Source organism: Pseudomonas sp. EA_35y_Pfl2_R111 (genome assembly GCF_963970955.1).
Taxonomy (GTDB): domain Bacteria; phylum Pseudomonadota; class Gammaproteobacteria; order Pseudomonadales; family Pseudomonadaceae; genus Aquipseudomonas.
The window spans coordinates 1,318,860-1,332,865 of the sequence record NZ_CAXAOM010000001.1 but is presented as its reverse complement, the minus strand read 5'-3'; the positions used below and the strand labels follow the sequence as shown (position 1 = coordinate 1,332,865).

The 14,006-nt window shown below is 59.8% G+C and carries 12 protein-coding genes; 8 read left to right on the top strand and 4 right to left on the bottom strand.

All coding sequences use genetic code 11. From position 1 onward, the window contains the following. Nucleotides 1–124 precede the first annotated feature (124 nt). From rnr to dnaB, 7 genes are all read left to right on the top strand, one after another. Nucleotides 125–2,671 carry a ribonuclease R gene (gene rnr, locus AACY25_RS06430; protein ID WP_339523215.1) on the top strand — a complete coding sequence of 849 codons (2,547 nt, stop codon included), beginning with the start codon at nt 125–127 and terminating at the stop codon, nt 2,669–2,671. Next, on the top strand, nt 2,668–3,423 hold the full coding sequence (gene rlmB / locus AACY25_RS06425) for a 23S rRNA (guanosine(2251)-2'-O)-methyltransferase RlmB (protein WP_339523214.1): 756 nt from the start codon (nt 2,668–2,670) through the stop codon (nt 3,421–3,423). Before rnr ends, rlmB begins: the two co-directional genes overlap by 4 nt. Nucleotides 3,424–3,676: 253 nt before the next feature. Continuing rightward, nucleotides 3,677–4,099: a 30S ribosomal protein S6 gene (gene rpsF / locus AACY25_RS06420; RefSeq protein WP_339413376.1), complete on the top strand. Its 423-nt coding sequence runs from the start codon at nt 3,677–3,679 to the stop codon at nt 4,097–4,099. A 28-nt stretch (nt 4,100–4,127) separates the two neighbouring features. After that, nucleotides 4,128–4,358, top strand: coding sequence for a 30S ribosomal protein S18 (gene rpsR / locus AACY25_RS06415; protein ID WP_069519637.1), 231 nt, complete (start codon nt 4,128–4,130; stop codon nt 4,356–4,358). A 35-nt stretch (nt 4,359–4,393) separates the two neighbouring features. Next, nucleotides 4,394–5,275 (top strand): hypothetical protein, encoded by an 882-nt coding sequence (locus AACY25_RS06410; protein ID WP_339523213.1) that lies wholly within the window; start codon nt 4,394–4,396, stop codon nt 5,273–5,275. 21 nt (nt 5,276–5,296) lie between these two features. After that, nucleotides 5,297–5,743, top strand: a complete 447-nt coding sequence (gene rplI / locus AACY25_RS06405; RefSeq protein WP_298186889.1) for a 50S ribosomal protein L9 — start codon at nt 5,297–5,299, stop codon at nt 5,741–5,743. Nucleotides 5,744–5,862: 119 nt separating this feature from the next. Then, complete coding sequence (gene dnaB, locus AACY25_RS06400; protein WP_304869401.1) at nt 5,863–7,257, top strand: replicative DNA helicase; 1,395 nt, start codon at nt 5,863–5,865, stop codon at nt 7,255–7,257. A 30-nt stretch (nt 7,258–7,287) separates the two neighbouring features. Here the strand turns inward: dnaB and AACY25_RS06395 are convergent, their stop codons facing one another. Next, on the bottom strand, nt 7,288–7,989 hold the full coding sequence (locus AACY25_RS06395; RefSeq protein ID WP_339523212.1) for a helix-turn-helix transcriptional regulator: 702 nt from the start codon (nt 7,987–7,989) through the stop codon (nt 7,288–7,290). 63 nt (nt 7,990–8,052) lie between these two features. Then, nucleotides 8,053–8,418 (bottom strand): VOC family protein, encoded by a 366-nt coding sequence (locus tag AACY25_RS06390; protein WP_339523210.1) that lies wholly within the window; start codon nt 8,416–8,418, stop codon nt 8,053–8,055. A gap of 248 nt (nt 8,419–8,666) precedes the next feature. On the opposite strand from AACY25_RS06390, the gene alr reads away from it, so the two are divergent. Beyond that, nucleotides 8,667–9,746: an alanine racemase gene (gene alr / locus AACY25_RS06385; RefSeq protein WP_339523208.1), complete on the top strand. Its 1,080-nt coding sequence runs from the start codon at nt 8,667–8,669 to the stop codon at nt 9,744–9,746. 1 nt (nt 9,747) lies between these two features. On the opposite strand, the gene AACY25_RS06380 is transcribed toward alr, so the two are convergent. Then, complete coding sequence (locus AACY25_RS06380; RefSeq protein WP_445262118.1) at nt 9,748–11,652, bottom strand: diguanylate cyclase; 1,905 nt, start codon at nt 11,650–11,652, stop codon at nt 9,748–9,750. A 267-nt stretch (nt 11,653–11,919) separates the two neighbouring features. Beyond that, the gene (locus tag AACY25_RS06375; RefSeq protein ID WP_339523206.1) at nt 11,920–13,797 is read right to left on the bottom strand and encodes a diguanylate cyclase; all 1,878 of its coding nucleotides are present in this window, start codon (nt 13,795–13,797) and stop codon (nt 11,920–11,922) included. Nucleotides 13,798–14,006 lie beyond the last annotated feature (209 nt).

Genomic DNA, 14,006 nt, shown 5'->3' with positions numbered 1-14,006 from the left:
TTACTTGTAAACCCCTGTTGTTAAAAAATTTTATTCTGTGTGCCGGGCTGACCTGGACAGTGGTTTCGCGCTTCAATAGGCACATGGCAAACCGAATTTGTGTAGATAAGGTGAATTACCTCTAATGGCCGATTGGCAATCCCTCGATCCCGAGGCCGCTCGTGAAGCGGAAAAATACGAAAACCCCATTCCAAGTCGCGAGCTGATTCTGAAGCACTTGGATGAGCGAGGCTCTCCAGCAGCTCGCGAAGAGCTGGCCGATGAATTTGGTATGGCTACTGAAGAGCAGCTCGAAGCGCTGCGTCGCCGTCTACGCGCCATGGAGCGCGATGGCCAACTGATCTATACCCGTCGCGGCACCTATGCTCCGGTCGACAAGCTTGACCTGATTCTCGGTCGCGTCAGCGGGCACCGCGATGGCTTCGGCTTTCTGGTGCCGGATGACGGCAGCGATGACCTATTCCTGAGCCCAGCGCAAATGCGTCTTGTGTTCGATGGCGACCGTGCGCTGGCGAGGGTTTCCGGGCTCGACCGTCGTGGCCGTCGTGAAGGCGCCGTGGTTGAAGTGATCTCCCGCGCTCACGAAAGCATCGTCGGTCGTTATTACGAAGAAAGCGGCGTCGGTTTTGTCGTCGCAGATAACCCGAAGATTCAGCAGGAGGTGCTGGTCACGCCAGGGCGTAATGCCGGTGCCAAGCAGGGCCAGTTCGTTGAGGTGAAAATCACCCACTGGCCGACCACGCGCTTCCAGCCCCAGGGCGATGTGGTTGAAGTAGTTGGCAACTATATGGCGCCGGGTATGGAGATCGACGTTGCTCTGCGCAGCTACGATATTCCCCATGTCTGGCCCGAGGCCGTAGTCAAAGAGGCGCGCAAGCTCAAGCCGGAAGTTGAGGAGAAGGACAAGGAGAAGCGCATCGATCTGCGCCATCTGCCGTTCGTCACCATCGACGGTGAAGACGCGCGCGACTTCGATGACGCCGTGTATTGCGAGAAAAACGGCAGCAACTGGCGGCTGTTTTCCGGTGGCTGGAAGCTCTATGTCGCCATCGCCGACGTTTCCCATTATGTGAAGATCGATTCGGCGCTAGACGCTGAAGCCCAGGTACGTGGCAACTCGGTGTACTTCCCAGAGCGGGTTATCCCGATGCTGCCGGAAGAGCTGTCCAACGGCCTGTGCTCGCTGAACCCGCATGTCGATCGTCTGGCCATGGTGTGCGAGATCAGTATCTCGAAAACCGGCAAGATGACCGATTACCAGTTTTACGAAGCGGTGATCCACTCCCACGCGCGCCTGACCTACAACAAGGTCAGCGCCATGCTTGAGCAGCCCAAGGGTAGCGAAGGCAAGGCGTTGCGTGGCGAGTACAAAGAAGTGCTGCCGCACCTCAAGCAGCTGTATTCGCTGTATCAGGTGCTGTTGGCTGCACGCCATGAGCGCGGCGCCATCGATTTTGAAACCCAGGAAACTCGGATCATCTTCGGCGCCGGTCGCAAGATCGCCGAGATTCGCCCAACTCAGCGCAACGATGCGCACAAGTTGATTGAAGAATGCATGTTGGCCGCCAACGTGGCCACTGCCGCCTTTATGCAAAAGCATGAAATCCCAGCGTTGTATCGCGTGCACGACTGCCCGCCGCCGGAGCGTGTGGAGAAGCTCAAAGCATTCCTCACCGAGCTGGGGCTGTCACTGCACCGTGGCAAATCCAAGGACGGTCCGTCGCCCAAGGATTACCAACTGCTGCTGGAAAGCATCCGCGAGCGTCCGGATTACCATTTGATCCAGACCGTGATGCTGCGCTCGCTCAGCCAGGCGGTTTACAGCGCCGACAATCAGGGCCACTTCGGTCTGAATTATGAGGCGTATGCGCACTTCACTTCGCCAATTCGCCGCTATCCGGATCTGCTGATCCATCGGGCGATTCGCAGCGTGGTCCGTTCCAAGCTCGACACCCCGCACGTCAAGCGTGCCGGTGCGACGATCATGCCGCGTGCGCGGATCTACCCGTACGACGATGCGATTCTCGAGCAGCTCGGCGAGCAGTGTTCGATGTCCGAGCGCCGCGCCGATGAGGCGACCCGCGATGTAGTGAACTGGCTCAAGTGCGAGTTTATGAAGGATCGTGTTGGCGAAACCTTCCCAGGTGTGATCACGGCGGTGACTGGTTTCGGTCTGTTCGTCGAGCTGAAGGACATCTACGTCGAAGGCCTGGTGCACGTCACCGCCTTGCCGGGTGATTACTACCACTTCGACCCCGTGCATCACCGCCTGGCGGGCGAGCGCAGTGGTCGTAGTTTCCGTCTTGGCGATAGCGTCGAGGTCAAGGTCATGCGCGTTGATCTGGACGAGCGCAAGATTGACTTCGAGCTGGCTGAAGGCAAAACGGCAGTGCCTGCCGGTCAGCGCCGTGGTGGTTTTGAATCGGCAGCGGGTAAAACCGGTCGTCGTGGCGAGCGTGCTGCTCCGGGTAATACCGATGTAGAGAAGAGCCGTGCACTGAAGAAGTCGCTGCTCAGTGATTCGAAGGGCAAAACCAGCAAAGGTGCGGCCAAGGGTGAGTCGGCCAAACCGGCCAGCAAAGCTGGCAAGCCGGGCGCGCATCGCAAGGGGGCGCCTGCAGGTGGTGCGCCTGCTTCTGGTGGTGCACGCAAGCGTAAGGCGAAGTCATGAGTCAGCTGGAAAAGATCTATGGCGTGCATGCCGTAGAGGCCTTGCTGCGTCATCACCCGAAGCGGGTCAAGCAGATCTGGCTGGCCGAAGGGCGTAATGATCCACGGGTTCAGGTGTTGTTGGCGCTGGCGGCAGATGCGCGAGTTGCGGTCGGCCAGTGCGAGCGCCGCGAGATGGATGCCTGGGTCGAGGGTGGTGTGCATCAGGGCGTAGTCGCCGATGTCAGCCCCAGTCAGGTCTGGGGTGAGGCGATGCTTGATGAGCTGCTTGACCGTACCGAGGGTGCGCCCTTGTTGCTGGTGCTTGATGGCGTGACCGATCCGCACAACCTCGGTGCCTGTTTGCGTACCGCCGATGCGGCCGGTGCGCTGGCCGTAATCGTGCCGAAGGACAAATCCGCCACGCTCAACGCTACCGTGCGTAAAGTCGCCTGCGGTGCGGCTGAAGTGATTCCACTGGTGGCCGTGACTAACCTGGCGCGCAGCCTGGAGAAGCTCCAGCAGCGCGGGCTGTGGGTGGTCGGCACTGCCGGCGAGGCAGAGATGGAGTTGTACGAGCATGATCTGACCGGACCGACCGTGCTGATCATGGGGGCTGAAGGCAAAGGCATGCGCCGGCTGACCCGTGAGCACTGTGATTACTTGGTCAAGCTGCCGATGGCAGGCAGCGTCAGCAGCCTCAATGTGTCAGTAGCAACCGGTGTGTGCCTGTTCGAGGCATTGCGTCAGCGCAAGGCTGGCGGCAAGAAGTAACCCGGTGCGGGCGCCCACAAGGCGCTCGCTACGGTTGAGCTGTAATCGCATCTTTTCTGCTCAAGCATTCACACTGAGTTGTTCAAATAATCACCAGTTCACCTTGCGTGCCGCAGGGGGCTTCACTAGAATGTCGCCCCTTGCCGCGACGGCAGGTGCTTTTGCGCCTTTCTGTTTCAGCAAGACAAACAAGTGAACTTCACTCCTTGCCTGACCGTATTTAGCGGCAGGCTACAACCCGTAAGGAGCATTTATGCGTCATTACGAAATCATCTTTCTGGTTCACCCGGACCAGAGCGAGCAAGTCGGCGGCATGGTTGAGCGTTACACCAAGCTGATCGAAGAAGACGGCGGCAAGATTCACCGCCTGGAAGACTGGGGCCGTCGTCAGCTGGCTTACGCCATCAACAACGTCCACAAAGCTCACTACGTGATGCTTAACGTTGAGTGCACCGGTAAGGCCCTGGCTGAGCTGGAAGACAACTTCCGCTACAACGATGCCGTGATCCGTAACCTGGTCATCCGTCGCGACGAGGCCGTTACTGACCAGTCCGAGATGCTCAAGGCCGAAGAAAACCGCAGTGAGCGCCGTGAGCGTCGTGACCGTCCTGACAACGCCGATTCCAATGATGGCGATGACAGCGACAACAACGACAGCGACAACGCTGACGAGTAATCCACGGATCTATTGAGGAGCCACTCTCATGGCACGTTTCTTCCGTCGTCGTAAATTCTGCCGTTTTACTGCAGAAGAAGTGAAAGAGATCGATTTCAAAGATCTCAACACGCTGAAAGCTTACATCTCGGAAACCGGCAAGATCGTTCCTAGCCGTATCACCGGTACTAAGGCCCGTTATCAGCGTCAGCTGGCTACCGCTATCAAGCGCGCCCGCTTCCTGGCCCTGCTGCCTTACACCGACAGCCACGGCCGCTGAGACCGGGTCGTCGACTTAGGTAGGGGATTGATCGCATGCGCGCTTTAGCTGAATTCATTATGCGCGGCCGTATGCAAGCCACTTTGGTGGTTGTAGGTTCTGCAGTGTTACCGCTGTTGTTCTGGCTATGTGCTGCGTCGGGCAGTCTTGTTTTACTCCGGCGCGGTATGAGTGATGCTTTCGGTATCTTGGTTTGGGCATTGTTGCCTGCGCTTGTTTGGTGGTTTCTCGGTGATCCGAGCATCCTTCTAATCATGCTAGGGACCTTGATTTTAGCGCAGGTACTGCGTGTGACAGGGTCTTGGGCCAATACGTTGTTGGCCAGTGTTGTGCTGGGTGGGATGTTTGCGCTGATTTTGGCTGCTACATCCGCAGAGCTGATTGAAGTATTGGCGGACACGATCCGCAAGATGCTGCAGCAGTTTGCGGATGAAAGCCAAATGTCGGTCGAGCAGCTTGCAAACTTGCATGAGTCGCTGATCCCGCTCGTTACAGGGCTTTTGGCTTCCTCGCTGCAGGTGGCTTGTCTGCTCTGTCTCGTTCTAGCGCGATACTGGCAGGGCGTGTTGTACAACCAGGGTGGCTTCGGCCGAGAGTTTCGAGCGGTGCGTTTAAAGTGGCCTGTTGCGGTGGCGTTGTTGCTCGGTTTTTTGGTAATGCCAAAGCTGGGTGTACAAGCAGCCGTATTTGCACCTATCTGCACCGTTCCACTGCTGTTCGCTGGGCTCGCTTTAGGTCATGGGCTCATTGAAATGAAGCGTCTCTCCAGCTTTTGGCTGATAGGGATGTACGTAGCAGTGTTTATGCTTGGGAACCTGATCTGTCTCTTGGCTGTAGTTGATGGTCTGTTTGATTTTCGCGGTCGCCTTGCACGCAAAAGTGATGTTGGCTCGGGCCCCGCGAACGGTGAAGGTTAAAAGTTAAGAGGTTATTACCAAATGGAACTGATCCTGCTGGAAAAAGTCGCCAACCTGGGCAACCTGGGCGATAAAGTGAATGTTAAGGCCGGTTACGGTCGTAACTTCCTGCTGCCATTCGGCAAAGCAACTGCTGCAACCCCAGCCAACGTGGCTGCGTTTGAAGCACGTCGTGCCGAGCTGGAAAAACTGGCTGCCGAGAAGAAAGCTTACGCTGAATCCCGTGCTGCTCAGCTGGCTGAACTGGAAGTCACCATCACCGCTACTGCGGGCGATGAGGGCAAACTGTTCGGCTCCATCGGTACTCACGACATCGCTGAAGCCCTGACCGCCTCTGGCGTTGAAGTGGCTAAAGCTGAAGTGCGTCTGCCGAACGGCACCATTCGTCAACTCGGCGAATACGACGTAGCCGTGCACCTGCACAGCGACGTTGAAGCAACCGTTAAGGTTGTCGTAGTAGCAGCCTAATAAGCTCGCGACTAAGTGGACTTGCACTCAGGTGCCTGGCCGCTAACAATCAGGCACGACATTGCGCAAGCGGTGTCGTGCCTTTTGTTTTGTGAACACAGAATTTTGCCCAGAGCCTTATGAACGACATTAGCCTGCCCGAACAGTACGACCTGCAAACCTCCGCCCTGAAGGTGCCGCCGCACTCGATCGAGGCGGAGCAAGCCGTACTTGGCGGCCTGATGCTCGACAACAATGCCTGGGAGCGGGTGCTCGATGCGGTGTCCGATGGCGACTTCTATCGACACGATCACCGCCTGATCTTTCGCGCGATCTTCAAGCTGGCTGAGCGTAACCACCCCTTCGACGTGGTCACTGTCTCCGAGCAGCTCGATCAGGAAGGGCAGTTGTCGCAAGTCGGCGGCCTGGCCTACCTCGGCGAGCTGGCGAAGAACACGCCATCGGTGGCCAACATCAAGGCCTATGCGCAGATCATTCGTGAGCGCGCCACGCTGCGCCAGTTGATCGGTATCAGTGGTGAAATCGCCGACAGCGCCTATATGCCGCAGGGCCGTACCGGCGCCGAGATTCTCGATGAGGCCGAACGCCTGATCTTCCAGATTGCCGAGGCGCGGCCGAAGACCGGCGGGCCGGTGGGGATCAACGATATCCTGGTCAAGGCCATCGACCGCATCGACACCCTGTTTAATGCCGGCGACGCCATCACCGGCCTGTCCACCGGCTTTACCGACCTGGATGATCTGACCAGCGGCCTGCAACCGGCCGACCTGATCATCGTCGCCGGCCGACCGTCGATGGGTAAGACCACCTTCGCCATGAACCTGGTGGAAAATGCGCTGATGCGCAGCGACAAGGTGGTGATGGTGTACTCGCTGGAGATGCCGTCTGACTCCATCGTGATGCGTATGCTGGCGTCTCTGGGGCGCATCGATCAGACCAAGGTACGTGCCGGTCGCCTGGATGACGACGATTGGCCGCGCCTGACCTCGGCGGTCAACCTGCTTAACGACCGCAAGCTGTTTATCGACGATACCGCCGGTATCTCGCCCTCGGAGATGCGCGCGCGGACCCGCCGTCTGGCCCGCGAGCACGGCGAGATCGGCCTGATCATGGTCGACTACCTGCAGCTGATGCAGATTCCCGGCTCCAGCGGTGACAGCCGAGTCAACGAGATTTCCGAAATCTCCCGCTCGCTGAAGGCCCTGGCCAAGGAATTCAACTGCCCGGTTATCGCCCTGTCGCAGCTTAACCGCGGCCTCGAACAGCGCCCGAACAAACGCCCGATCAACTCCGACTTGCGTGAATCGGGTGCGATCGAGCAGGACGCCGACATCATCATGTTCGTTTACCGCGACGAGGTGTATCACCCCGAGACCGAGTACAAGGGCGTTGCCGAAATCATTATCGGCAAGCAGCGTAATGGTCCGCTGGGGACGGCGCGGCTGGCGTTTCTCGGCAAGTTCTCGCGTTTCGAGAACCTCGCTCCAGGTAGTTATCAGTTCGACGACGAGTGACACGGCCTGTTCTACCGCGATCTGCGGCGTTTAGCTGTTGTACAGCGGGGCGGTGGCGTGCTCGCCTATGTAGGGTTTGAGGTAGTCCTCCAGGCGTTGCCCCTCTACCGCTTCAAAGGTCTGCGCAAGGTCCTGCAGCTGCTCTACGCGGTCGATGCGGAAGTTGCGAAAGTCGTTGCGCAGCTCACACCAGCTGCACAGGGTCCAGGTTTGCCCCCAGAAGAACAGCCCTAGCGGCCAGACGCAGCGTTGGCTCGCTTCGCCGCGTTCATCGCGGTAACTGATTAGCAGTTTGTGGTGCTGGCGAATGGCCTGGCGCAGCCGACCGAGCCAGTGCACAGGGTACGGATTGGTTTCGGGGGCAAACAGCTGGTTGCGATTGAGCTCAGCACGCAGCTCGTTGGGCAACACGCTGTGGATCTTGGCCAGTGCCGATTCGGCGGCCCTTTGCAGTTGTGGATCCGCCCAGGCTTTGACCATGCGCGCGCCCACCAGCAATGCCTCTATTTCTTCGCGCTCGAACATCAGGGGCGGCAAATCCATCGGTTGACGCAGCACGTAGCCGACACCGGCTTCACCTTCCAGGGGAACTCCGGAAAGCGAGAGGTCCTGTATGTCGCGATAAATTGTGCGCACCGATACCTGCAGGCGCTCTGCCAACCACTGGGCGGTGGTCAGGCGACGGCTGCGCAGAAACTGCACGATTTGAAATAGACGGTCGGCGCGTCTCATGTTGTCTCAGCTGTTCTCGCTCTGGATTACCGGGCGCGCTGACGCACGCCCGGAATGCCGGTTTTAGGACATGCTGTGCAGGCCCACCTCATTACCTTCGCTGTCTTTTATCACAGCGATAAAGCCATGCGGCGCGATCGACATCTTGCTATGGATAATCACGCCTCCGGCCGAGGGCACTCGGTTTACCACGGCATCCAGTTGGCCCTCGACGTTTAGGTAGACCCGGGTGCCGCCAATACCACTCTGTTGCTCTGCAGACTCGCTCAGGCAGCCACCGACACCGCTGTCCTGTGCGTGAGGGAACAGGGCCATGCGCCCGCCCATGCCTTCCATTACTTCCAGGGGCGTAGCCAGGGCGCGTTCGTAGAAGCCACGGGCACGCTCGAAGTTGCTGACAAATAGTTCGAACCAATTGATCGCGTTCATTTTTCTCTCCTTGATGGTTGTGGGCGACAGGCATCGGCAGTATCTGACGGCGCGTTCTAGCCTGTGGAGCCCACTTTAGGGGAGTGCTACTGACAGCTTATTGTCAGTAGCTTTTGCCTCGGAGCAATTAAATATCAGTCGCTAGCTGCGGCATCGTAGGTATGTGACTTGTGCTGGGCTACCTGGAGCTTGCAGCCCAAGAGCTGAGGGTTAAGATGCTCGGCTTTAGCCTGCCGTGGAGCCCTGTCATGCGCCCTCTTGTTGCCACCATCGATCTGTCTGCCATTGCCCATAACTATGCGGTGGCCAAGCGCTGTGCGCCTGGGCGGCAGGCGTTTGCGGTGGTCAAGGCGAATGCCTATGGGCATGGCGTGCGTGAGGTGGTGACGGCGCTGCACGATATGGCCGACGGCTTTGCCGTGGCCAGCCTGGAGGAGGCCGCCGAGGTGCGCGCGCTGCATGGTGAGGCGCGGATTCTATTGCTCGAGGGCTGCTTCGAGGAGGACGAGTGCCAGTTCGCCGCGCAACTGGGTCTGGATGTGGTGCTGCACGGCGAGCAACCGGCGCAGCAGTTGCTCGCCGCCAGTCTGGCGCGGCCGGTGAATGTCTGGCTGAAGCTGGACAGCGGTATGCACCGCCTCGGTTTCAGCGCCGCTGCCGTGCGTGAATGGCACGGCCGTTTACGGGGCGCGGCGCAGGTGGCCGAGCTGAATCTGCTTAGCCACTTTGCCTGCGCCGATGAGCGCGGCAGTGAAACCACCGAGCTGCAGCTTGAGCAGTTTCTCGATTTGCTGGATCTGGATTTTGCCCAGCGCTCGCTGGCCAATTCGGCGGCGATTTTGACCATCCCTGCTGCGCATATGGATTGGCTACGTCCGGGCATCATGCTCTACGGCGCGACGCCTTTTGCCGACCTGGGTGTGGCTGAGCTGGGCCTGCGCCCGGCGATGAGTCTGACCGCGCAGCTGATTGCCTGCCGCGATGTGGCAGTGGGTGAAGCGGTTGGCTATGGCGGCACCTGGCGCGCCGAGCGGCCGTCGCGTATCGGCACGGTGAGTTGTGGTTATGCCGATGGCTACCCGCGTCACGCGCCGGCCGGAACTCCTGTGGTCATTCAGGGGCAGCGGGTGGCGCTGGTCGGGCGGGTGTCCATGGATATGCTGACGATCGATCTGACGGATCTGCCCGCTGGCGCTGTGGGCGATGCGGTCGAACTGTGGGGCGCGCAATTACCGGTGGATGAGGTGGCGCATGCTGCCGGCACCATTGGCTACGAGCTGCTCAGCAAGGTTACCGCGCGGGTGCCACGGCGCTATTGCAACAGCTGAGTCAGAGCAGGCCGCTGGGCACGCTGAGCACATCCAGATGCAGGCGCGCGCTGCTGCTCAGCTCGCCGTCCTCGCCGCATACGGCCGCGCCTGAGCGGCCGCGGGTTTTGACCCGGTAGAGCATCTCGTCGGCGGCCTTGTATAGCGCGGTAAAAGTGCCGGCGTGTTGCGGGTACAGTGCGACGCCGATACTGATGGTCACGGTCAGCCGCTCGGCGCCGTACATCACCGGCTTGGCCAGCTCTGCGAGCAGGCGATTGGCGATTTCCCTGGCGTGCTCTTCGGCATCGGCGCCGCACACCAGTACGGCAAACTCATCGCCGCCGAGGCGCGCCACGGCATCGCCTGCGCGCACATGTTCACGCAGGCGCAGGGCTATCTGCTGCAGCATCAGGTCACCGGCATCGTGGCCATGTTTGTCGTTTATCGGCTTGAAGTGGTCAAGGTCGATCAGCAGCAGGGCAATCGCTTCGCTGTGCCGACGGGCGTTGGCTAGTGCGGTTTCGCAGCGCTCGACCAGATAGCGGCGGTTTGGCAACTCGGTCAGGGGGTCGTGAAACGCCGCGTGTTGCAGAGCTTGTTCACGTTGGCGCAGGCGCTCATTGGTGGCGGCCAGTTCAGCGGTGCGCAAATCAACCGAGCGCTGCAGTTCGGCGGCATTGGCCTGGACCTGGGTCAGTCGTGCAGTTTTTTCGCGGTCGGCCTGGAGGATTGCGTCGGCTTTTTCCTGCTTGAGAATCTGGATGCGATAGGCCAAGGCGAAGGAGAACAGGATGGCTTCAGCCGCGACGGCCAGTGGGAACAGGTAGGCGGTGGACTCGCCCGGCTGTACCACGCCGGCTGCGCGCAGCACCAGAATTACAAAGCTCAGCAGCACACTGCCGTAGCCCAGCAGGTAGAACAACGCTGGGGTAAAGCCCTGTTTCCAGCGGATGGCCGCGCTTAGCAGTAAGGTGGGCACGGTGACAATCGGGATCAGCCCGATCAGCAGGCCCGTTTCACTGCGATAGCCAGCCAGATTAACCGCCAGGGCCAGCAGGTAAATCGCGATACAGCCATTGAGGATGTAGTGGGCAATACGCAGAGTGGTACGGGTGGATAGCAGTTCCTGAGCAAAACGCAGGATGCCCAGGCTGACCAGAATGGGCAGGGTGATGCGATCCAGCCAGGCGGGCACCGGGCCGCCGGGCCAGAGGTACTGGAAGCCGTGGCCACTCATGCTGGCGATAAACACCAGTGAGGCCGCCATGGTCAGTACGTACCAGAGGTACGCCGGGTCGCGCAGGGCTAGCAGGATAAACAGGTTGTACAGCAGCAGGGCGAGGATCACCCCGTAGATCAGGCCGAGCACCAGATGCTCGCGCTTGGCCAACTGCTCAAGGTCGTGCAGCTGCCAGATACGCAGCGGGAAGGAGTTTCCTGCCGGATCGTAGGTGCGCAGGTACAGGGTTTGCGGCTGCTCGCCCAGCGGCGGCAGGCTGAATACCGCGCGGCGGTAATCGTGGTCGCGGCCTTCGGCAAAACCGACGCGCTCACCGGCCTGGCGCAGCTGCCATTGACCTGTCGCGGTGGGTAGAAAGATTTGCAAGTCGAGCAGAGTTACTGCGCCGACTTCCAGCCACCACTGAGCAGGCGCATCACTGCTGCGTTGCAGGCTGAGTTTGATCCACCAGGGGTTGCTGCTCTGGCCAACGCTGGTGCGTCCGGCGGCTGGTTGAAAGCGACTTTGCACGGCGGGATCGGCCATATCGGCAATGCTCAATTGGCCGCCGACATCTTCCAGCAGTTCGATCTGGCCATTGAGCACGCTGCCGCTGCTTGGCGCGCTCAGCAGTACCGGGCTGGCAACGCTTAGGCGGCTAAACAGGCTCAGCAATAGGAGGGTGGCTAAGGTTAGGCGCTGCACTGCGGACTTCCTGATGTCGAGTGGCGTTTTTCGCGAGTATAGGCGCAGCTGTAAGATCGTTCACAGAAGTTGCCTGCCAGCAGGTCATTGAAAAACTACCTGCGTTGGCAATACGGCGTTAAAAACGGTCTCGGAATGCTCATTTACAGCTCGTAAACTCCGCTTCCTCGGCCCTTTTCGCCTTGTCTTGCCTGCCTCGCCTACGTTTTTCAACGGCCTGCCAGGCATTAGTTTGGCGATAACCGGGCCACCGCTACCTTTAAGTAATCAGCTCAGGCCACTGGGTACATTCAGCACATCCAGTTGCAGGCGGGCGCTGCTGCTCAACTCGCCGTCTTCCCCGCAAACGGCCGAACCAGAGCGGCCTCGGCTCTTGACCTTGTAGAGCATTTCATCGGCAGCCTTGTATAGCGTGGTGAAGTTGCTGGCGTGGCGCGGGTACAACGCCACGCCGATGCTGATGGTTACGGTAAGGCGGTCAGCGCCGTAGGCTACCGGCTTGGCCAGCTCGTTCAGCAGGCGGCGAGCGATGTCGCGGGCATGCTGCTCGGCATCTTCACCGCAGATCAGCACGGCAAACTCATCGCCGCCCAGACGCGCTACTGCATCACCCGAGCGCACATGCTCGCGCAGGCGCTGGGCGATGCTTTGCAGCATCAGATCGCCAGCGTCGTGGCCGTATTTGTCGTTGATCGGTTTGAAGTGGTCGAGGTCGATCAGCAACAGGGCAGTGGCTTCACTGTTCCGGCGAGCATTGGCCAGCGCCGCTTCGCAGCGTTCGACCAGAAAACGACGGTTGGGCAGCTCGGTCAGTGGATCATGGAAAGCGGCGTGCTGTAGCTCGACTTCGCGCTGCAGCAACCGTTCATTGGTGGCTGCGAGCTCGGCTGTGCGTTGTGCGACCGAGTGCTTGAGTTCTGCCGCATTGGCTTGCGCCTGGGCCAGGCGTGCGGTTTTTTCACGGTCGGCTTGCTGCAGGGCTTGGGCTTTTTCCTGTTTGAGTGTCTGGATGCGGTACGCCAAGGCGAAGGAGAACAGAATTGACTCGGCTGCCACGGAGAGTGGGAACACATAGGCATTCCAGGTGGCTGGTTGCACCAGGCCGGTGGCGCGCATCAGTGCCAGGCTGATGCTGCCGAGAATCAGGCCATAGCCGCAGAGATACAGCAGGGCGGGGAAGTAACCCTGGCGCCAGCGGATCAAGGCCGAGCCCAGCGCTGCCGGGATGCTGGTCAGCGACAGCAGGGCGATGATCCAGGCGGCGGTAGGCCGCTGGCCCAGACCGTCCAGGGCGACCGCCAGTACATAGCAGACGCAGGCCAGGCTCAGCAGGTGGTGGGCCCAGCGCACGTGACTGCGGGTTTGCAGCAACACTTGGGTGAAGCAGCAGGCGCAGAAGCCCCACAACGACGGCAGGGTGATGCGGTCCAGCCAGAAGGGCACGGGATTGTTTGGCCACAGGTACTGGAAGCCATGACCGCTCATGCTGAGGATCATCAGCAGGGCGCCGGCGGTGGTCAGCACGTACCAGAAGTAGGCCGAGTCGCGCAGGCTGAAAAAGATAAACAGGTTGTACAGCAGCAGGGCGGCGATGATGCCGTAGACCACGCCGAGGGCGAGGTTTTCTTCTGCGGCCGCCTGGGTCAGATGATCTAACTGCCAGGCGCGCATCGGGAAGGAGTTGCCGGCCGGGTCATAGCTGCGCAGATAGAAGGTCAAGGGTTGTGGATTCAGCTCCGGCAGCTTGAACAGCATGTGGCGAAATTCATGATCGCGACCTTCTTTGTGGCTGACCAGCTCACCTGATTGGCGCTCCTGCCAATTGCCATTCTGCCCTGGCAAGTAAAGTCGCAGGTCTAGCTGGGTGACCGAGCTGACTTCCAACCACCACTGGCTGGGGGCATCGCTGGTGCGCTGCAGGGTAACCTTGATCCACCAGGGGTTAAGGCTCTGACCTACGCTGGCGCGTCCATTGGCTGGCTTGAAGCGACTCTGGATGGCCGGATCGGCCATGTCGGCAATGGTCAGTTGTGCGCTGCTGTCTTCCAGCAGCTCGATTTCGGTGTTCAGGGACGTGCCACTGCTGGCGGGCGTTAGCGTGATGGCTGCGCTCGCCAGGCCAGGCAGCAGGGCTAGGCTCAGCATTATTAGGATTGAAAAAGCTAAGCGTTGCACCACGTTCACCCCTTGTCCCGGCTGCTGGCCGCCGATGTTATGCGCCCGAGTATAGCCGTAAGCCACTACGCTGCAGCTACAGCGTGGTAGCTATTTCAGCCATTTAACCTAGCGTCTAAGTCGGGTTTGGTTAAAATTTGTGCTATATTCCGCGCCCGCGATTTTCCATCCCTGTTCGC

Bases quoted from the DNA above. Each gene is read 5' to 3' on its own strand.
- rnr (WP_339523215.1), top strand. From the start codon at position 125: ATGGCCGATTGGCAATCCCTCGATCCCGAGGCCGCTCGTGAAGCGGAA.
- rlmB (WP_339523214.1), top strand. From the start codon at position 2,668: ATGAGTCAGCTGGAAAAGATCTATGGCGTGCATGCCGTAGAGGCCTTG.
- rpsF (WP_339413376.1), top strand. From the start codon at position 3,677: ATGCGTCATTACGAAATCATCTTTCTGGTTCACCCGGACCAGAGCGAG.
- rpsR (WP_069519637.1), top strand. From the start codon at position 4,128: ATGGCACGTTTCTTCCGTCGTCGTAAATTCTGCCGTTTTACTGCAGAA.
- AACY25_RS06410 (WP_339523213.1), top strand. From the start codon at position 4,394: ATGCGCGCTTTAGCTGAATTCATTATGCGCGGCCGTATGCAAGCCACT.
- rplI (WP_298186889.1), top strand. From the start codon at position 5,297: ATGGAACTGATCCTGCTGGAAAAAGTCGCCAACCTGGGCAACCTGGGC.
- dnaB (WP_304869401.1), top strand. From the start codon at position 5,863: ATGAACGACATTAGCCTGCCCGAACAGTACGACCTGCAAACCTCCGCC.
- AACY25_RS06395 (WP_339523212.1), bottom strand. From the start codon at position 7,989: ATGAGACGCGCCGACCGTCTATTTCAAATCGTGCAGTTTCTGCGCAGC.
- AACY25_RS06390 (WP_339523210.1), bottom strand. From the start codon at position 8,418: ATGAACGCGATCAATTGGTTCGAACTATTTGTCAGCAACTTCGAGCGT.
- alr (WP_339523208.1), top strand. From the start codon at position 8,667: ATGCGCCCTCTTGTTGCCACCATCGATCTGTCTGCCATTGCCCATAAC.
- AACY25_RS06375 (WP_339523206.1), bottom strand. From the start codon at position 13,797: ATGCTGAGCCTAGCCCTGCTGCCTGGCCTGGCGAGCGCAGCCATCACG.